We start from the raw sequence: 21006 nt of genomic DNA on the forward strand, positions 1-21006 counted from the left end.
GGGCAGATTTTTCTATATGTTGCAAAATGGCAAGCCCTCACTGAGAAGACTTGCCCAAAGACATCTCCTTAAACTCTGTCGGCGTCAAACCGGTTTGCTTCTTGAACACCTCGCTGAAATAGCGCCTATGCTCATAACCAAGCTGCTGCGCAATCTCTTGCACTTGATAATCCTCGATGAGCATCGCTTTAGCACGCTCGATCTTCGCTTGCGTCACGAACTGTTGGAAAGCGGTTCCCGTTACCTTTTTGAACAGATTCGAATAGTACCCCCAGCTCAAATTGGCCTGTTTCGCACAATGCTCCAGCGTCAAATCCAATTGCAGGTTCGCTTTGATATACTCCGCAGAACGATAGATGATTTTCTGCGACTCGCTGGCGCGCTCCTGATGAATCATGCCGCAGCCAAGCTCGCAGAGCTGGATGAACCACTCTTGATACTCCAGCAAATCCGCTCCGCTATCGCTTCGGATCGTTTGCATTCTCGTCTCGAACGCCGACAGACTCGTGCGCGGAAATTTCTCCGAGAGCACGCGCAGCATGCGCAGCACAAGTCCTTGCAGCAAACGCTCCACGACGCCTGGCTCCGGTCGAACCATAGATTTGCCCATCTCCATGAACATATCCCGGATCCAGGCCAAGCATTTCTCCACATTGCCAGACCGGAACGCAAACAAAAACTCATTTTCACTGTCCTCGGTATAAATCCATTCCGCCGGCAGCTCCGAAGAATCCGCGTTATAACTGAACGCTCCGTTTCCCCCTGTGTAGAAATGGTAAGACAATGCGCTGAGCGATTGCTGATAGCTTTTGGGCAGCTCCTGCACGGTAGCGACTTCCAGGCCGATGCCGATGGAAATGGTAAACTTCATATGCCTCGCGATATTGGCACAGCACCGGTCCGCAATCGCAATTGGAGGCTCGTTTTCCGGCCGATTCAGTATGCAAATATACCGGTTAAACGCTTCCCGAAAAACAACAGCTGACGTGTAGAACGCAATTGTCTCTTCCACAATATTTTGCAAGGAGAAACGGGCCAGCTCCAGCTCTTTTACCGGAACTTCGCCGTATTTATCCGTGAATTGATCGATCTGTATCGTCATGACCACAAAAGGCGGCTTCAGCGCATGAATATCCAAAAAGTTCGTTCGCTTCGCCAATTCAGCTTCACTCGTCTGATGATGAACGAGCAGCGACAAATATTCCTGCCGCAGAGCCGGCATGCTTTCTTTCATTTTCTGCTCCAAGGCGAGGACATGGGTACGGTTCGCATTTTCCTGCTCCCACACCTCTTTGGCTTTGATAACGGCTTTGATAATCTGGTCGATGGAAAAGGGCTTCTTCACATAGTCCAATGCGCCGTATTGGATTGCTTTCTGCGCATAGTCAAAATCCGTGTAAGCGCTAAGAATGACGACTTTACTGTTAGGAAGCACCTCCAAAATCGAGCGCGTCATCTCTAAGCCATCCATTTTCGGCATACGAATGTCCGTTAAAATAATATCCGGCCGATTTGCGCGAATGATCGCCAAACCTTCCTCTCCGTTCGTCGCGCTTCCCACGATTTCAATGCCGTGCGCCTGCCACGGAATTTTGGTTGTAATCATATCGACAACACTGCGAATGTCGTCGACCACGCACATTTTAACCAGTCGACTCATGAAACTCCTCCTCACTTCCATAGCAGGGAAGCCATAGTTCTATGCAGGCTCCGCCCCGATCATTATTCGAAATTTCCATTCGCTGGCGATCCCCGTAATACAGCTGCAAACGCGTAACAATATTGCGAAGCGCGTAGCCATGTTTACCCGTCGTCGGTGTAGCCATGGACTGCCGGAGCTTCTCCGGAATAAGTCCATGTCCATTATCTTCTACGGTGATATGAAGCCAATCCCCGTCCGTGCGAATTGTGAGTCCAATTTCTCCGCCGGAGGTCAAATCTTTAAATCCATGCAAAATGCTATTCTCAACCAACGGTTGAATCATAATTTTAGGCACCAAGCAAGACAGCAGCGCTTCCTCAACCTCGATGCGGCATTCGAACAAGTTCTCATACGACCTTTGCTGGATCGCCAAATATTGCCGCACATGATCCAATTCGTCGCCAAGCGTGATTACATCCCGGCCTCCGCTCAGGCTTAATTGGAACATTTGAGATAAGGCGAGGATCATTTCATTTACGTCATCATTCTGCCCTAAGACCGATTTGCAATAAATCGTATTGAGAGTGTTATAGAAAAAATGCGGGTCCATCTGGGCCGATAACGCCTTGATTTCCGCCTTTCTTTTCTCGCGTTCACGGTTTTTGACATCCTCAATCAACTGCTTGATCTCGTCGAGCATCCGGTTAAAGCGGAACCCAACCTGAGACACCTCGTCCTTATATACGCTTTCAAAACGAACGGTCAAATCATTGTCCTCCACCTTTTTCATCAGCTTTTGCAGCCTGAACAAAGGTTTCAACAGCAGTTGGGTTAGATTGTTCGCGATAAATAACGAAACCAGAATGAAACCGAGAATCGCATATGTCGTCGCTTTCTTAATATTGGTCAACTTCGCCAGCAGATCATCCTTCGCCTGGATTGAGACCATCATCCAATCGTCTTTCACATCAAGACGTGAATAGTTCACTAAGAAATCCTTGTTATCATGGCTATAGAAAAAAGAGCCTTTCATCTCATCGCTGAACTGCGCCATGAAGGCAGGATCGCGATTAAAGCTCTCTTCCCCCGTTTGATCCCCGAAAATAACGGACTCGCCGGCAGCGTCAATAAATGCGTATCTTTTGTTCGTTTTGGACAAATTGGCCATATACAGATCACGCAGCGCCTCTTCCTTCACATTAACAACCACATACACATTGGTCGGCTCATAGCCCAAAAAGGAATATTCACTTACGCCCTCTACAACGAGCGAAATCACCCTTTGATTCCCTGTAAAAAACGGATCGATATGCCCTTTGCTCCAGAAACCCCGCTTCAACTTCTGAAAATGCTCGTACATCTCAGACTGATAAAAGGAATTAGCCGTATTCCGCACGCTGGAGGTCGGGTAAAAATCACCTGTCGGTGTAGCAATCAGGATGCTATCGATCATTGAATCATTAAATTTAACTTGGGAAAAAACGTACTGTAACGCGGTCAGCGACTTATAGTAGCTGCTGGTGTCCCCATTTTGAACATCCTTCATCAGCTGCTTAAAGGCATCGTTGAACATCAGCGCTCGGATGGCGATTCCGATATTTTTCAACCTTTCATTCACGATTTGCGACGATTGATTTACCGTATCTTGACTGGATTGAAGCGTGCTCTGCTGAATCTCTTTCGATGCGATTAAGTATGCGATGCTTCCGGTTGCCATCAGCCCCAGCGTAATCAGCATGACGAACGTCAACCAAATTCTTTGCTTCAAAGAAATCGAATGAAATAGGCGTGGAAACAGCGACCACAATGTATTCATAGGCGGCTCAGCACCTTTCCTGTTGCGTGAATGTAGACTCTACCTATTTTATTATAGTGCAGGATGACATTGTTCGACATGTGTAAAATTGCAGATGTAGGGCAGCTTTTTCTATATCCATACGAAAAAGCCCCGCTCGCTGTTAATCGAGGAGGGCTTAACGTTACATCGCGCCTTTGCGGCCGCTGATCAGCTTCTGTACCGCTTGTGTGCGGTTTCTTACCTCTAGCTATTCACCGAGACCATCCGGCGCTAAATGCGCTCAAGAAAAGGAATCGCCATAGCGGCAATCCGCTTAAAGCCCTCCTGATTCGGATGCAGGCGATCACTGCTCAAAAAGCCCAGCGTAAAGCGATTAAAGCCGCTTTCCGCGTACAAATTCAGTACAGGCAGCGCATACTCTACGCCAATGGCCTGAATGACCTCGACATAGTCTGCTAAACGATGGCCCTCCGCATTCACGGAATCAATGTCGAATCCGTCTTTATCTCTTTGCAGCGGTGTCCACAGATTGAGGCGGCACGCCGGATTTTTGCTTAGAATATCCTCCACTAAGGTGACATAGGCGCCATAAAATGTATGGATATCCCGCTCTTCCTTGCGTCCAATCGGCTTATCAAGCCGAAAATCATTCGTGCCCGCGAAGATGGTCACACAATCGTACACGGGCTCCATCTGCCTGCCGACATGCACTGTCGCTCCGTAATCACGGTCTCCTCCCGCTGTGAGCGGGCATCCGCTTTTGCCTTCATTCAGGACGGTGGAAAACCCAAGCGCTGCACTGACCAATGGTTGATAACCACCTGCAGCTGAAATGCTGTCTCCTAACGTGCACCAGCTTTTCCCCTGCCATTTGGGCTGATCTTTTAATCTCATTACTTTTCCTCCATGTCTAATAAAAAAGAGAACATGCAGCAAGTAAATGCATGGCACGTTCTCTTCTCGTTCAAATTTGATTTATTTTTTTGCAGTTGCGTACCAATCATTTACTTCTTTGTAGCTGGCATCTCCGCCGGACGATTTGAATTTGGCTTGGAATGCTTCAATGCCACTGATCGGTTCCGCCCCGAAAATCAGCTTCGTCGTATAGTCTCCCACCATCGTGTTCAATTGTTGGAAGTTTTTCGAGAACTCAGGCAAATACGGCGCAAGGCCTAATGGATCTTTAACTCTTGTGTTATCCGGTTGAATCGTGTTCATGAAGTTCCAAGCATCGAACAAACGCATATCTTTACGTACACGTGCCTGCCAGTAGGTTGGATAGTTTTTATCATCGGTACCCATCAAGAAATTGTTCGCTTGGTTGCGCTCATCCGTAAAAATCGGTTGAATTGGCGTATAAGCGCCGTCTTTGAATGTGTAGTGCTTGCCTTCTTGACCAATCGCCATTTCCTTAAACGTTGCCGGCTCCAGCTTCGCATTCATCCATTTGATCGCATCTTCCGCATGTTTAGACGCTTTAGGAATGAAGGTAATGCGGTCAAAACCTGTCGCAGCGCTCAAACCGATTTTACCGTCTTTGCCTTTCAGCGCAGGGATATAATTCGCTTTCGCGTTCGGATTATTTTTCACAAGAGCATCGTTCACCACAGGAACATCAGCCCAGTGAATCATGATCATCCCCGCTCTACCGCTCGTAAATTTCTCTTTGGCCGTCGCATCTTTGTTGGCAGCAAACTCCTTATCCAGCAGCCCTTGTTTAAAAAGATCGCTCGCAAATGTCACATAATCTTTGAAAGCAGGGTCCAGAATGCGTGGCGTCAGCTTGCCGTTCACATCGTTCCAGAAAAGCGGCATACCGAAAGCACCAACGATGTTATTAATGAACATGGCTTCACTTTTAATCGTTAATGGAATGTTTTTATCGCCGTTTCCTCCGGGATCTTTCTCTTTAAACGCTTTCAAAACAGCAACCAACTCATCCAATGTTGTCGGTGCTTTCATGCCTACTTTGTCGAGCCAATCCTGTCTTACATACAAACTCTCACCGGCGAAGGAAATCGTTTTGGTAGGAATCGCGTAAAGTTTACCGTCTACTTTAGCTGCTTCCAGTACGGCCGGATCGACCGAGGCTTTAATGTTCGGTCCGAATTTATCAATGAGAGGTCCTAGGTCTGTCAACGCGCCTTTTTTCGCATAATCGGCAAATAATGCTTTGAAGTCCGTCGTCCCTCCTGTTGTAACAGCATCATACGGTTCGCCGGAAGCGATAAGAATGTTTAGCTTGTCTGCTGCTTTATCCTGAGGGAGCATATCGTATTGCACTTTGTAGCCTGTTTTCTGTTCCAGGAATTTCGCAACCGGGTACGTGTTGTAATCGTCCTTTTGCCAAATTTGAAGCGATTTCAATTCTGGCTTTGGTCCAGAAGTTGTTGCTGCTGGCGCTGCGCTTGCCGGAGCTGCGCTGCTGCCTGCCGGCGTATTGCTTTTGGACGAACAAGCAACAAGTGAAGTAACCGATAAGCTTGCTGCAAGTGTTAGAAGCATGACTTTATTGTGTCTTTTTAACATGTGCAAACCTCCCTAGTAATTGTATATACTATATCATTAAACCCTCGACGCTAACATCAAGGGCATTAATGCTCATTCACCCTTTGACAGAGCCGATCAGAACGCCTTTGACAAAATGTTTTTGCAAATACGGGTACACTAACAACATCGGAATAATGGATGCGATAACCGTTGCCGCACGAATGCCTTCCGGTGAAACGTTCATCATATCGTCTACGCTTTTGTTCATGGCACTGGAGCTGTCGGCATCCATCACAATATCCCGCAAGTACAGCTGCAAGGGCTTCAAACCTGCGTCATTGATGTAAAGCATCGGATGGAAATAATCATTCCAAAAGTACACCGCATAGAAAAGCGCGATGGTCGCAATAACAGGAACGCTTAACGGAATAATGATTCTGAACAGAATCGTAAAGTTGCGGGCGCCGTCCATTTTAGCCGATTCTTCCAAAGCTTCCGGCAAGGATTCGTAATAACTTTTAATGACCAGCATGTTAAAAACACTAATCAGGGCTGGCAGCATGATGGACCACAGGTTATTAATCAAATGAAGCTGCTTCATCAACAAGTAGTTCGGTATGATACCACCATTAAACATCATCGTGAAAATGAACAGCAGCATGATGAAGGAAATGCCGGGTAGATGCCTTTTGGACAAGGGGTAAGCGGTTAATGCGGTGATCAGAATCGCCAGAAACGTGCCCACCACCGTAATGAGCAGCGAAATCCCAATTGAATGTAAAAACTGGCTGGAAGAAACGACGTATTTCATGGTATCCAGCTGAAAGCCGATCGGAATGATCCCCACTTTACCGGAAACTACGGCTGATTCATCACTAATGGCTTTGGATAAAATATTTGCTAACGGCAGCAAAGTCGCTAAACCGCAGATAATTAACACAAGATAAATGAAGAAGTCCAGTGATCTATCGCCAATCGTTTTTTTATGCATGACTGTTTTCGCCTCCTACCAGATGCTGCGCTTAATTAACTTTTTGCTCAGTTCGTTGCCGGCTACGATCAAGATAAACCCGACAACAGAGTTGAACAACCCGACCGCTGTACTGAAGCTGTAGTCCTGCTGGCCAAGACCTTGCCGGTACACGAAGGTGCCGATGACATCGCCGGATGCATAAACGACGGAATTGTACATCGTCAAAATTTGCTCCGTCCCCGCCTCAAGCAAGTACCCCAAGCGTAAAATCAAGATCAAAATGATCGTCGGCAAAATGCCGGGCAGCGTAATGTAAAGCATTTGTCGAATACGTCCCGCACCATCGATGGAAGCTGCTTCATACTGTTCTTGCTCGATTCCTGCGATAGCAGCGATAAAGATGATGGCGTTCCATCCGGATTCCTTCCAGCCTGCTGTAAATACAACGACACTACGGAAAAACTGGTTGTCCAGGAAAAACGAGATTGGTTCGCCCCCGAACCATTGGATGACATTGTTCACCAGACCGCCTGTCGGTGATAGAATGTTAATGAACAAACCCGAGATGATGACCCACGATAAGAAATGCGGGAGGAAAATGATCGTTTGAATCGTCTTTTTGAAAAAGACTTTGCGCACCTCATTTAGGAAAAGCGCAATGATGATCGGGATTGGAAACAGCAGCACAATCTTATACAAGCTGATCAGCAGCGTGTTGATGAACACCTGATAAAACTCTTCCGAATGAATCAGCTTCTCGAATTGATCCAGCCCTACCCATTTGCTCCCGCTAAATCCGTCGAAAATATTGAAATCCTGAAATGCAATCACAATGCCGTACATCGGCGCATATTTGAACAGCAGCAAAAATATCAATCCAGGCACAAGCAACAAGTACATATCATAATTGCTCAGCATCAGCTTCAGACGGCCACTACCTTTGGTCATTGGCTTGGCGTGAGCTGTTTGCAGCTCGATTTCCGCTCGTGTTGTACGCATGAATGGCTCACCTCCGTGTTCTTATAGGACAATTATATCGGTGGGCACAAATGAAATGTAGATGGTAATATTTCTGTTTCTGGTGCAATCTTATGGTTTTAATACAAAAAAGCCGCCCCTAAGAGGCGACTTCTTTATAAGCAATACGCGCCGTAACGGTCGTTCCCTCCCCCAGCGTGGAGTGAATGGACAGCCCGTAGTGATCACCGGCGAACAGTTTGATCCTTTCGTTGACGTTATACAGTCCGTATGAGCTCCCGGAACCGTCCGATTTCATCGAAGGACGAGGCTGCGTCAGCAGACTCTGCACGAGCTCCTCATCCATGCCGATGCCATCGTCCGTGACGGTAAGGAGCAGGACCCCGTCCTCTTTCCTAGCGCCAATGAGGATGGTGCCAGTCTTGCCCTTGGATCTGCGAATTCCGTGCAGGAGCGCGTTCTCGACAATAGGCTGCAGCGTCAGCTTCGGCATCTCCAAGTCGTCGAGCCCCACTTCGATGTCGAAGCGCACCTCGAAGCTCTTCGGGAACCGGCTCTGCTGGATTTCCAAATACACTTTAGCCAGATTAAGTTCATCGGTCACGCTGACCAGGTCCCTGCCTTTATTGAGGCTAAGCCTGAAATATTTGGCCAAGCCATTAATCATATTTGAAATCTCCGGCGCATTATGACCAATGGCGATCCAATTAATTGTATCCAGCGTGTTGTACAAGAAATGCGGATTAATTTGCGCCTGCAAGGCTCGAAGCTGGGCCTCCCGCTCCTGCACTTTGGATTGATAGGTCTCCTCCATCAAACCATGAACCCGGTGGATGAGATGATCCACACTATTTTCAAGCAACTTAAAGTCGCCTCCCGCATTAAATGTACGATCATCCAAACTTTCAATGCCGCCTCGTTTAATCGTCCGGATCACCGTTTGAATGCGCCGGTTCATGTTGCGAACAATCATCGCCAGAAGGATAAACACGAGCAGAAGAAACAAAATCGTTACTGTCGAGATCGTCGCTACGCCAGAAAATTGGTTCAATGCAACAGCTCGCGAGCTGATCTCCGATTGCGGCACTTCAGCAACGAGCTTCCACCCTGTAGAGGCCACCTTTGTATAAATCGCAAAACGCGGATTTTTATCATCAAGCAGACGCACGACGCCTTCATCATGAAGGGAAATCGTGCTCAACGGCTCGCCTTCCATCATTTTTTTACCAAGCAATGACTTATCCTGATTCGAGATCATCTGGCCATCGTCCGCAATCAAATAAATATTGCCATCTTTGGTTAACTTAATTTTATTCAAAATGTCGGTTATCGTTTTTTCCGCCACATCGATCAGCAGCACACCGGAAATTTGGTCGTACTCGTGCAAATCCCGAAGCATACGGGCAGCGGAGAAAATATAGACCGGCCCTTGATCGATATAGGATTCCAAATAAGCGCCCGACCACACGATTGCGCCTCCTGAATTCATCACCTTTTCATACCAAGGCCAGTTCTTCAGACTCTCCTGTGTAAAAAAGTTAACCCGCTCGCCCGTAAACATGCGATCCCCATTGACGAACAAACGAACTCGAAACACATTGGTATTCGTCTCTGCGCTATCGACCAAAATACGCAGCTCTTTCAAGGATTCCAGCTGCTGATCGATCGTGGCTTTACGATTCAAATATTCCGCCAGCTTCGGATTCATAAACAACGTATTGGACGTATCCCGGACCGAATCGAATTGAAAATCCAAGTTGATGCTCGCTTGCTTAAGCGTTTGCAGCATCGTATTCGTAACTTCCTCTTCTAGGATGTGCGAGGACCTCTGGGTATGCATGACAAGCAAAACAGCCGCAGGAATGAGGATAAACAGCACATAGCCTAGCAGCCAATACTTTGCCGCCATCACACCGTTAGTGAGCAGCAGCACATAATTCCAACCATTAATAAGCAGCCGTTTCATCGAGTGGCACCTTCTTTATATCATCTGGTCACGATATGCGCTCGGGGTAAGTCCGACATATTTTTTGAACAACTTGCTGAAGTAGCTGGGGTCGGAGTAACCTACCATAAAACATACCTCATAAAATTTATTACGGGGATCGCTTAGCAGCTCCTTCGCTTTCTCAATTCTTACCTTGGTCAAAAACTCATTAATCGTCTCGCCCGTCTCCTGCTTAAACAGCAAACACATATACGTGGATGACAAATAGACCTCTTTGGCAATATCCCCAATCTGCAAATTCTCCGCATATCGCTGCTCGATTAAGGCGTGGATGCGTTCAATGACGTTTTTCGGCTTCCCTTTGCGCTTCTCCTCAATGCTTTCACTTACCTGCAGAAGATGCTCCTCCACAATTTGACGTAAATCCGCCATGCGCTCCTGTTTAAAAATGCGTTCCCACAAGTCTCTTTCCTTCTTCTCCATGTCGGGTCCGAGCATATTCAGCTCTTGCAAAAGCCGGCTTGTCAGCAAAATTAATTGCAAGCTCACATTTCGTGCATTTGAGAAGCCTAACCTGCGATTCTGAGCAAGCGGGATAAATACATCGTCCAATTCGGCATGCAGCGCCGTTTTATCGGATGATTTGACAACCGATATGATACGCTCACCCTGCGCAGCATCAAAACGGTACACGCTTTCATTATCATGTTCCAAATGGTCGATGGAAATAATGCGACTTTTCCCCAAATACCAGCGATGATCCGCAGCTTCCTGTGCCCGATTATACGATTGCGGCAATGCAGCCAACTCGGAAATTCGTTCGCCTACGCCGATTGTCACGCTTATTTTCAGCCACTTCAGTAAGCTATCCCGAATATCTTCCGCCATACCAAGCAGCATCTCTTCCTGGGTATCCTCCTCGCCCATCCTCAGAATGCCGACATATTCGCCATTGCGATTTTCGAACACATATCCCTGCATGTATTTCCCGATAATTTCCTGGATAATATTTAAAATAGAATACGCCAGCAGCTGCTGATCCCTCTCTGAACGTGTCGCGACAACTTGATCGCTATCATCAATTTTCACAACAATCGTCCAATAAACCGCATCGCTAGGCAGCACGAGCCCAAGAAAATCAAGCCGATCTTTGATCCTGCCCGAGTGCGGAATACCGTCCCGAATTAAGGACATCAGAAACTTTTCACGCAGCAAAGGCATGCTTTGGGTTAATTTGGCCTGCATATCCACAATATAAGTGCGTTCTTGCTCCGCTTCCTTGAGTTCATTGACGACCCGTTCGACAACAGCGGCCAGTTCCAGCCTATCGACAGGTTTAAAAATATAATCCACGGCATTGACCTTAAGCGCCGACTTCAAATAATCCGCATCGTCATGCCCGCTTACGAACACAATTTTCATCAGCGGAAAACGCGCTTTAATCGCATGGGAAAGACGAATTCCATCCATCTGTGGCATACGAACATCCGTCAAAACAATATCCGGCTTGAGGCTCTCAATCACTTCCAAACCCACGTCCCCATCATCCGCTTCGCCAACAACTTCAATGCCATATTTCTCCCATTCAAAATAGGACATTAATCCGTGCCTCACCGTAGGTTCATCATCTACAATTACGAGTCGAAACATGTTGTATGCGCCTCCCTTACCCAGTGATTCTAGTATACTTGCTAGCCGCCGTCTTCGAAATAGACTGTGATCAAAAAAAATCGCCCCCGCTGCCAAAGGCAGGTCTGGGACGATCTTTTCCTCGATTTAGTTGCTTTCCTCGTCGTATTCAATGTGACCGGAGGCCACCGTAACAGCTTCTACTTTTCCAGGATTTTCGCCAAGCCAAGCCCCTTGCTCTACCAGCCTACGCTGAAGCTCCGGAATGTTTACCTCACGGAAACCGGCGCCTGTCACGCTCGCCATGGCCGCAGCCGTACCGGCCGCTTGCCCCATGGCAAAGCAGTTCGGCATTACGCGCAGCGAGCCTTGTACAGGACGGTCCGACGAAACTGAGCGTCCGGCAACGATAAGGTTGGATTTGCCCTGTGGCAGCATGCAGCGGTAGGGAACACCGTGTGATTTACCTTTTGGCAAATGCTTGATAACCATGGTGCTGCTGGCATTGGCAAGGTGAATATCGATAAAGTACGCATTACGCGCAATATCATCTTCAAACGTCCGCATGGAGATGAAATCATCCACGACAAGCGTATAGTCGCCTGCTATGCGGCGTGTTTCCCGAATCCCGATTTGATCGCCGGAGTGCACGAGATGAATATTCTCGAACCCTGGCACATACTTGCGCAGGAATTTAATTTGTACATCGATCAGTTTGCGCCCTTCAATAGCCGCATGCGTCAAATCCTCCGCGCTAGTACCATCGATTCCGAAAATATGTCCAAAATTAAAGCCCGCAATCGAATCGGTAATCCATGCGATACCGGATACGCGCTTGCGGCCTTCCGGGAGATCTCCGTTTTGCTGCGCTTCCACGATGGTTTTGTCGAGCTGCTTGGATTGCCCCGACTCCTGGCAGAACTGATCGAAACGCGCTTTATCCGCTCCCGTTACGAGATAACACATCGTTCCCGGCTGCAGCTCGCCATTTACCCCGCCAGTCTGGAACGGTACACCGGCTAACGCCGCCAAATCCGCGTCCCCGCTTGCATCAATATAAAGCTTAGCTTGAACGACCGAACGTCCCGATTTGTTGCTGATCACGAGACCGCTGATCCGGTCTCCTTCCAGCAGCACTTGGTCCGCAACGGTGTGGAACAAGATTTTGGCACCGCTTTCCAAAACCTGCTGATCATACACACGCTTCAGCGTTTCAACATCGATAGGCACCCAGTCCAACTGCTCCTTATAACGCTCGTGAAACGCATCCCCTGCTGCCTGCTTCATCTCGTTCAGAAGATCCAGACCAATTCCGCGTATGATCGGCTTTTCGCCATCCGAGTATGGGCAAAATGCAGGCACCAATGCTGCCGTCCCCATGCCGCCCAAATATCCCCGCTGCTCGATCAGCAGTGTGTCTGCGCCATTGCGTGCTGCTGCCATGGCTGCGGCAACACCCGATGCCCCGCCTCCGACAACGACGACGTCCGGTGTATAGGAAATTGGAAGTTCAGATGAAACTGTAATGGTTTGTGCCGTTTGTTTAGCCATTTGTTCTACCTCCATAGGATCTGATACCTTCATTATAGTCCGACCGGAAAGTGAAACTAGTTTAATTTTAGTTTAATCAAAAAAGCGATCATGGTACGATAGAAATCAAGATGCAGCATGCCAACTGTGAGGTGGAATCACGTGCCAATACGCAAAGACGTAACACAAAAAACAATCGCCAAAGAACTGGGAGTCACCGTACAGACCGTCTCCAAAGCATTAAAAGGCAAACCTGGCATGTCCGAGACGACCCGCCAGCTGATCCTCGAAACGATGGAGCAGCGAGGGTATTTTACCAAGGATCAAATTCGCAGCCTGCGCGCCGAGCACATCTCACCTTACCCTGTGGAAAAAATGAGATTCCTGCTTGTGCAAACCGAGGCATCCTTGAACTATCATGCGCGTTTGATCGGCGGCTTGCAGGATCGCTTCGCCTCCTTCGGCCACCACATCGAGGTTTGTATGCTGCCGACTTCCATTCGAAGCAGCGAGATGTCCGACTGGCTGGAGGAGCATGGCATTGCCTATACCGACGGCATCTTCATTGCGCCCAGTCTGACGCCTAAATCTTGGGAGGATGAGCTTCTGAAGCTGCCGATCCCCAAAATTCTGCTGAGCTATCCACCGCTCGGCACCAAAGTAGACAGCGTCATCTGGGACATCTATGAAGCGACCTTCCAAGCCGTTGCCTACCTGCGGTCCATCGGGCATGTCCGGATCATGTATGTTGGCGATACGCACCAACAACGTGGGTTTATCCTGCGCTGGCAGGCCTTCCAGCATGCCATGAATGAATTTGAGGCGGCGATCGATCCCCGCCAGCATTCCATCGATGCGCGGAGTACGAATCCGCATTGGCTGGATGACCTGCGCGCCAAGCTGCTTCGCAGCGCGCCTACCGCTTTGATTTGCGGCGTCGACGGCGAGGTCCCGGCTGTGTATCAGCTCTGCACCGAGCTGGGGCTGCGCATCCCCGAGGACATCTCCCTCATCGGCATGCTTAATGAGCAGCCCGCTTCCCTGCCGGAGTTCACCCGGCCGCTGCTGTCCGTTCGCGAAACCGGCTACCGGGCGGCCGATCGCATGCTCTGGCGTATCGCAAATCCCACGCTGCCGTGTGAGCATATTCGCATTCAGGGGGAGCTGTGGATCGGACAGACGACGGCTGAGAATTTGGAATCTACTATTGTATAACTAAGAGGCTGCCCCCAAAGTCGTGAATGACTAGGGGCAGCCTCTTTTAAGTTCATGCTATTTGTTCTTTTTTTCCAACGCTTTTAACAAAACTACAACAGATTCGGCTCTTGTTGCGTTAGCTTGCGGAGCAAACGTATTGTTGTCTCGGCCTTGCACAATACCCGCTTGCTTCACGAAAGCAACGCTGCCTTTGGCCCATGCCGGGATCGTCTCGTCATCCGAGAAGCCCGTAGCCGCGCCTGCCGTCGTGGATGCCCCCATCGCGTTTGCGATAATGACGGCCATTTCGGCACGTGTAATTGGGGCATCCGGGCGGAAGCTGCCATCTTCATAGCCGTGAATGATGCCTGCTTTGACTGCTTTTCCGATAGCTTGCTGTGCCCATGCTCCGATTTTGGCATTGTCTGTGAAGGTTAATTGCGCTCCTTCGCCTTGCAGTTTCAACGCATTCATGAGCATAACCGCGAATTCAGCGCGCGTAACCGTTGAATCCGGTTTAAACGTACTGTCCGGATATCCACTGACGATTCCTCCGTTAACTGCATTTTGAATGCTAACCTCTGCCCAATGTCCTGCAATATCCCGGAAAGCTGGGTTGCCAGAAGGCCCCTTCGTTGGTTCGGTTGGTCCGACAGCGAATACCGCATATTTTGTAAAGTGATTCACCGCTACAGTAATTCGATCGCCATTCACAATGCCTCCAGCGACTTCAACCCACTGTTTCTGCACTTCGTCATAATAGTAGACAGATGGTCTTTGATCTTTTTGAACAGCCGATGGGTTAAAAGCGAAGCTCAATGTGACCGGTTTACTGAAGTTCTCCGTGAAGTTTTTCAAAATCTCAAAGATCGGGCTCACAAGAATTTCTTTATCCTTAATTAGATTTTGCGTGTTCACTAATCTTTCAATCGATAATTTCAGTTCTTTCATTATGGCTCCGGCAGGAATAGAAATGGTAATGGAATCACCTAAACTAACTACTCCTGATTGGCCTACTTGAAGTGTTAATTGACCGTTTGTTCCAGTGACAGAATTAGGATCGGAGTTTACAGAACCAGGGTTACCGGCGTCATCATGTTCGTTCTCATGCTCATCCGTAATTTCCTGTGCCGCGCGATTCACGGTAACTGTATAAATCTTCTGCGTCCCGTTCTGCGCTGTCACGATGACCGTGACTAGGTTTGCACCGACAATTAAATTCATATTCCCGCTAATTTGGCCGCTTAGGGCCGGTATTCCATTGACAGTCATCGTCGAATGGCTATCAGCCAAAGTGCCTGTTACCGAAAGACTGGATACCGCATTGGCTACATTGGATGTGTAACTCGTTTGCCCGGCTGCAAATGCCGGCGTCAGCGCTCCGTTCGAAAGCTTCAAACTGCTCAAGTCCGCGTTCTCGCTTAAAATAGGCGCGCGTTCAACAGTCAGGCTATACGTATTATTTGTCGTACCATCCTGAGCAGTTACTACAATGCTTATCGTGTTTGAACCAACGTTCAAATTGCTAGCACTGTAGGTATAAACATCGCCTGTTACTGTTGAATAGGTAGCACCCGTTACAGTAATCGTTTCACTAGGCTCAGCCTTTACTAAAAACATATTGAGACCTGAAACCGTATTGGGTACTTCCACTTGATAATGAAGCTGGGAGTTTGAGAAATCCGGTGTTAACGTCCCTTGGTCGACCGATAAATCTGCAAGCAGTGCATTGTTGCTAATTCTCGTTACATCGATCGTGTAGGTTTTCGTTGTGTGATTCACAGCTGTTACAACAATTTCAATGTGATTCACGCCAACATTAAGCGCAATATCCGCACTTGCATGACCGCTTTGTACCGTTTGGCCTTTTACAGTGACACTCGCGCCAGCGTCCGCTGTCGTTGGAGTAACCGTCATAGTCTCAACGTTATTGGCTACGCTTAACGTGTAATTCGTCGTTCCAGCTGCAAAAATCTCATTCAAACTTCCACGGCTAACACCCAAAGCGCTTAAATCAGCATTTGAGCTCAGCTCACGGGTAACCTTGACCGTTAATGCTGTTGATGAATTACCAATCGCGTCCGTTGCTACGATCTTAATCTCATTGTCGCCCATTGCCAGCTTCGACAAATCAATAGGCAGGATCGCTTTGCCGCCAACTGCTGTTACAGTCGTTCCAGCCTGTAGGACATTATTATTGCCGACCATCGCCGTGACATTTGCACCCGCTTCGGTATCAACGATGATGTTGAAGTTATCCGTTTGTGCTGTATTATTCTTGTCTGCTGACCCATCTTCGACGGGTACAGCCGGCGGTGACGTGTCCTTGGTTACAGGTACTGTCAATGTGCCGGAAGCAGCCCCCATACCATCTGTCACAACAATCTCAATGTTGTTTAGGCCTTCCATAAGTAGCGAGAGATTAATGGGCAGTGTTGCTTTGCCGCTTACAGCTGTCACACTCGTTCCCGATTCTAGAACACTAGTGCCGCCTACTTTCGCTGTCACCGCTGCCCCTGATTCTGCATTTACGATGATGCTGAAGTTTGCGTTCTGGGTCGTACCTGCTTTCGGCGCTGTTCCATCTTCCGTAGGATCAGTTGGCGGAGTCGTGTCTATTGTTACCTCAACGCTTAGTGCATTGGACGCATTGCCTGTGGCATCCGTTGCGATAACTTTAATCACGTTAGGTCCTTCTGGAAGCTTCGTAAAATCAATAGGCAGCGTCGCTTTACCACCAACAGCCGTTACACTTGTTCCCGACTGCAGGACGTTCGTGGCTCCTACTTTCGCAGTCACGGTTGAACCCGTTTCTGCATTTACGATAATGTTGAAATTCGCGTTCTGCGTCGTTCCCGCTTTGTTGGCCGTTCCGTCTTCCGCCGGATCATCTGGAGATTTCGTATCCTTATTGACCGTAATCGTTAAAGTAACGGACGGGTTGCCAACGGCATCTTTTGCTTCAATTGTAATGCTGTTCGGTCCTTCCGCCAGCTTCGTTACATCAATCGGCAGATCGGCTTTATTATTCGCCGCCGTTACTTCCGAACCAGACAACAGCACATTCGTGCTTCCCACTTTCGCCGTCACCGTTGTTCCATTTTCAGCGGTTACGATGATGTCAAAATTGGCATTCTGCGTCGTATTATCTTTGTTAGCCGATCCATCTTCGACAGGTGCAGCCGGTGGTGTTATATCTTTGGTTACTGGTACTGTCAATGTGCCGGAGGCATTCCCCATACCATCTGTTGCAACAATGTCAATACTGTTTACGCCTTCTGTGAGGAGTGAAAGATCAATAGGCAGTGTTGCTTTGCCATTTGCAGCTGTCACACTCGATTGCAAAACGCTGGTGCCGCCTACTTTCGCTGTCACCGCTGCCCCTGATTCTGCATTTACGATGATGCTGAAGTTTGCGTTCTGGGTCGTACCTGCTTTCTGCGCCGTTCCATCTTCCGTTGGAGTACTTGGCGCAGTCGTATCTATCGCTACCGCAACGGTCAAAGCATTAGAAGCATTGCCTATCGCATCTGTTGCGACAACTTCGATTACGTTAGATCCTTCAGCGAGCTTCGTAAAATCAATAGGCAGCGTCGCTTTACCACCAACAGCCGTTACACTTATTCCCGACTGGAGGACGTTCGCGCCTCCTACTTTCGCTGTCACTGCTGAACCCGTTTCTGCATTTACGATAATGTTGAAGTTAGCGTTCTGAGTCGTTCCCGCTTTGTTGGCCGTTCCGTCTTCCGTTGGAACATTGGGTGGACTCGTATCCTTATTGACAGTAATCGTCAAGGCTGTGGAGGTATTACCAACAGCATCTTTCGCTTCAATTGTGACGCTGTTCGGTCCTTCCGCCAACTTCGCTACATCAATCGGTAGTACGGCTTTATTAGTCGCCGCCGTTACTTCCAAACCAGACTGCAGCACATTCGTGCCTCCCACTTTCGCTGTCACCTTGGCCCCATTCTCTGCGGTTACGATGATATCGAAATTGGTATTCTGCGTCGTGTTTGCTTTATCTGCTGATCCATCTTCAAGCGGCTTGTTCGGCGCTATCGTATCTTTCGTAACGGGTACCGTCAGCGTACCTGATGCGTTTCCTGCTGCGTCCGTCACAACAACGGCGATCTGATTGGCGTTTTCAGCAAGCTTCGCCAGATCAATTAGCAGCGTTGCTTTCCCGTTAGCCGCTTTGACATCAGTGCCAGTTTGAAGCACATTCGCAGCTCCCACTTGCGCTGTCACCTTGGCATCGGTTTCGGCATTAACGACAATATTGAAATTCGTATTCTGCGTCGTTCCTGCCTTATCCGCCGTTCCGTCCTCCGTTGGTACAAGAGGTGCAATCGTGTCTTTCGTGAGCGTAACCGTTAATTCTTCGGAGAAATTGTCCGTTCCAACGGTAAAAGCAATCACAATATCGTTGCTGCCTTCCGCTAGCTTCGTGATGTCAATAGGCAGTGTTGCTTTGCCGCTTGCATCCGCAGTAACATTTATTACTGTATCTAAAACATTTGCACCAGCCACTTGAGCTGTCACAAGCGCTCCATTTACAGCATTATTCACTTTGATGCTAAAGTTCACATTTTGCGCGGTTCCCGCTTTGATCGCTGCAGCATCCTCTGTTGGCGCTTTATAAATCTCTACAATATTCGAAGCGGCCGATTGCTGCCCGTCTTTGTAGTTAACCATATTTCCTTTTGCCTTAACTTTAAACGTATACTTGCCTGGGCCTGCTGAACGCATAGCACTCAGGAAATCTGCACTTAGCGTACCGGCACTCGTTAAAACTGCGCTGCCCCACACGGAATCATTGCGGTACAGCTGTACTTCATAGCCTGCTGCGCCTGCAACTGGATTCCAAGTGGCGATTCCGTCTTTCGACAGTTTAACGGTTGCCGCCTGACCTAATGCAGCGGATGTGTTTGTTACTTTTATTGCAAAGGTCTGCGATGCTCCATTGCTCGAATGAAAAGTAAACGTCTGCCATCCTTCAGCCAGTTGAGACAAAAACTCTTTTTTCAGCGTTACAACACTGCCTGACACCGTAAAATCAGTACCTAGGTTCAGTGTCGTGCCTCTGTTGCTGACAGTGATGCTCTTGAGTGTATTCGTCAAAGTCACCGGAATGTCCGCTTGCTGCATCATATTGATGTTGAAGAAAGCAGCGGACGGAACCGCAGTAGAGGCAACTACATGCCAACTATCCCCACTATCTGTCGACTCTAGATAAGTGTCATAATCTCCAACGGCATAGAATTTTCCACTTGTGTAGGAAACGAACTGCAGGGCATTATAATTATCCGTATCTTCTCTAACTGGTGGTAACCAAGTCACTCCATTATTCGTTGACTTATAGATCGTACCGATCTCGTCTACTGCAATGAGTACACCATTCCCATAGGCGACAGAAGTAAGTTTGTAATCTGAAATCGCCGTGGGATTTACCGTCCAAGTCGTGCCATCGCTTGATGTAGCCACCGTTCCCCAGTTCCCCACAGCAACATACTTGCCATTAAAATAAATAATGGAAGTCATCGCAGGAACCAAGTTCAAATTAACCTTGGACCAATTAATGCCGTCTACTGACCCTTTAATAAAGCCATCATTCCCATTTCGCCCAACGGCCACATAGCGGGATCCATCATAGATCACATTGCCAAATGAACCACCATACGGGTATTGCCAATTCACGCCATCGGTGGAAACAACAATTCCGTCATTCCCAAGCTGCATAAATACGCCCTTTGCATAGAAGGCATTTTGAGCTGTCATCGTGGAGCCTTTAGGTTGTTGTTGAAAAGTAGTACCATTCGTGGACGTAAAAATACCGCCATACGACGTCCCGTCGTAGCCGAATAAGTAATATTTGAAATTTACAGTGTCATATAAGCCTCCAAATATTTGGCTCGATGTGTTGCCGGCTGCTCTGAATGGACCAGACCAGGTAATACCATCAAGGGATGTATAACTTGATCCCAAAGCGTCATTGGCATAGAAGCGATTATTAAGACTCAGCACAGAATTAATAAAAAATGAACCCGAAAGCTTCGTATGCTTAGTCCAAGTACTTCCATCTGTAGACGTATGTACATAACCGCCAGAATCGCCAATTACAATCGTTGTGTCGCTGACCGCTATGGAAGTCAAATTATTGCTCGTCCCGATCGTCATCGACGACCAAGTTTTGCCGTCAGATGAGGTAATCACCTTGCCACCCGTCGTAACCGCGAAAAACTTGTTGATCAAGTTTTGCACATATGCAACTCTATCAATTCTGCTGGATATCGTAGAATCTCGTTGCGTCCATACGGTTCCGTCCGGAGACGTCATCACCGTCCCTTGATCTCCGACAGCAACAAATTGATTGCCACCGAATGCAACGCTGGTATAGGTCACATCCAGGCGTGATCTATCCGCGGCTATCTGCCAATCGAACCCATCGGTTGACTTCAAAATTTTGCCGTAGTAACCCACCGCCACATACACACCATTTCCATATGCGGCGCCTGTTATAGGCTCGTTCGGAATTACGCTGTGCTGATCGCCTGGCTGCTGAGTTGCGGCCATCGTCTTTTGCCCCAGCATCGTTCCAAAAACGAGCAAGAAACAAATGAGCATAATACCTGCTCTTTGTAGATTTTTTAACAAATTATCCCTCCTCAACGATCTGTCAATATTAAAATGCATGACCAGTAAAGCTTATCATACGGACTTCTATTTTCACATGATAATAAGATTAAAATGATTGCATTATTTCCACTAGAAACATAGATTGTCAAAATATTATTCTCAATTAAAAAAACCGAGCATGGGTA

11 protein-coding genes are annotated in these 21006 nt (G+C 48.0%); 1 reads left to right on the plus strand and 10 read right to left on the minus strand.

The genetic code is table 11. The annotated features are described in order from the left end of the window. Window positions 1–37: 37 nt before the first annotated feature. The 9 genes from PCH02S_RS10840 to PCH02S_RS10880 all read right to left on the minus strand — a co-directional run bounded on the left by PCH02S_RS10840 (window position 38) and on the right by PCH02S_RS10880 (window position 13009). The gene (locus tag PCH02S_RS10840) at window positions 38–1660 is read right to left on the minus strand and encodes a response regulator (RefSeq protein ID WP_246069027.1); all 1623 of its coding nucleotides are present in this window, start codon (window positions 1658–1660) and stop codon (window positions 38–40) included. After that, a complete protein-coding gene (locus PCH02S_RS10845) occupies window positions 1644–3458 on the minus strand; it encodes a cache domain-containing sensor histidine kinase (RefSeq protein WP_127452829.1) in 1815 nt (604 codons plus the stop codon). Before PCH02S_RS10845 ends, PCH02S_RS10840 begins: the two co-directional genes overlap by 17 nt. A 252-nt stretch (window positions 3459–3710) precedes the next feature. Then, complete coding sequence (locus PCH02S_RS10850; RefSeq protein WP_127452831.1) at window positions 3711–4334, minus strand: SGNH/GDSL hydrolase family protein; 624 nt, start codon at window positions 4332–4334, stop codon at window positions 3711–3713. An 81-nt stretch (window positions 4335–4415) separates the two neighbouring features. Continuing rightward, complete coding sequence (locus PCH02S_RS10855; RefSeq protein WP_246069028.1) at window positions 4416–5969, minus strand: extracellular solute-binding protein; 1554 nt, start codon at window positions 5967–5969, stop codon at window positions 4416–4418. A 76-nt stretch (window positions 5970–6045) separates the two neighbouring features. Then, on the minus strand, window positions 6046–6921 hold the full coding sequence (locus tag PCH02S_RS10860) for a carbohydrate ABC transporter permease (protein ID WP_127452833.1): 876 nt from the start codon (window positions 6919–6921) through the stop codon (window positions 6046–6048). 15 nt (window positions 6922–6936) lie between these two features. Then, entirely contained in the window at window positions 6937–7851 is a 915-nt protein-coding gene (locus tag PCH02S_RS10865) for an ABC transporter permease (RefSeq protein ID WP_127453198.1), read from the minus strand. 169 nt (window positions 7852–8020) lie between these two features. After that, the gene (locus PCH02S_RS10870; protein ID WP_127452836.1) at window positions 8021–9847 is read right to left on the minus strand and encodes a cache domain-containing sensor histidine kinase; all 1827 of its coding nucleotides are present in this window, start codon (window positions 9845–9847) and stop codon (window positions 8021–8023) included. A gap of 15 nt (window positions 9848–9862) precedes the next feature. After that, entirely contained in the window at window positions 9863–11479 is a 1617-nt protein-coding gene (locus tag PCH02S_RS10875) for a response regulator (protein WP_127452838.1), read from the minus strand. A gap of 126 nt (window positions 11480–11605) precedes the next feature. Then, on the minus strand, window positions 11606–13009 hold the full coding sequence (locus PCH02S_RS10880) for an FAD-dependent oxidoreductase (protein WP_127452840.1): 1404 nt from the start codon (window positions 13007–13009) through the stop codon (window positions 11606–11608). 141 nt (window positions 13010–13150) lie between these two features. On the opposite strand from PCH02S_RS10880, the gene PCH02S_RS10885 reads away from it, so the two are divergent. After that, window positions 13151–14203, plus strand: coding sequence for a LacI family DNA-binding transcriptional regulator (locus tag PCH02S_RS10885; RefSeq protein WP_164819518.1), 1053 nt, complete (start codon window positions 13151–13153; stop codon window positions 14201–14203). A 57-nt stretch (window positions 14204–14260) separates the two neighbouring features. Here the strand turns inward: PCH02S_RS10885 and PCH02S_RS10890 are convergent, their stop codons facing one another. Then, on the minus strand, window positions 14261–20839 hold the full coding sequence (locus PCH02S_RS10890) for a cadherin-like beta sandwich domain-containing protein (protein WP_164819519.1): 6579 nt from the start codon (window positions 20837–20839) through the stop codon (window positions 14261–14263). Between the last annotated feature and the right edge of the window lie 167 nt (window positions 20840–21006).

Origin of the sequence: Paenibacillus chondroitinus NBRC 15376 (assembly GCF_004000765.1) — a bacterium.
Lineage (GTDB): Bacteria > Bacillota > Bacilli > Paenibacillales > NBRC-103111 > Paenibacillus_E > Paenibacillus_E chondroitinus.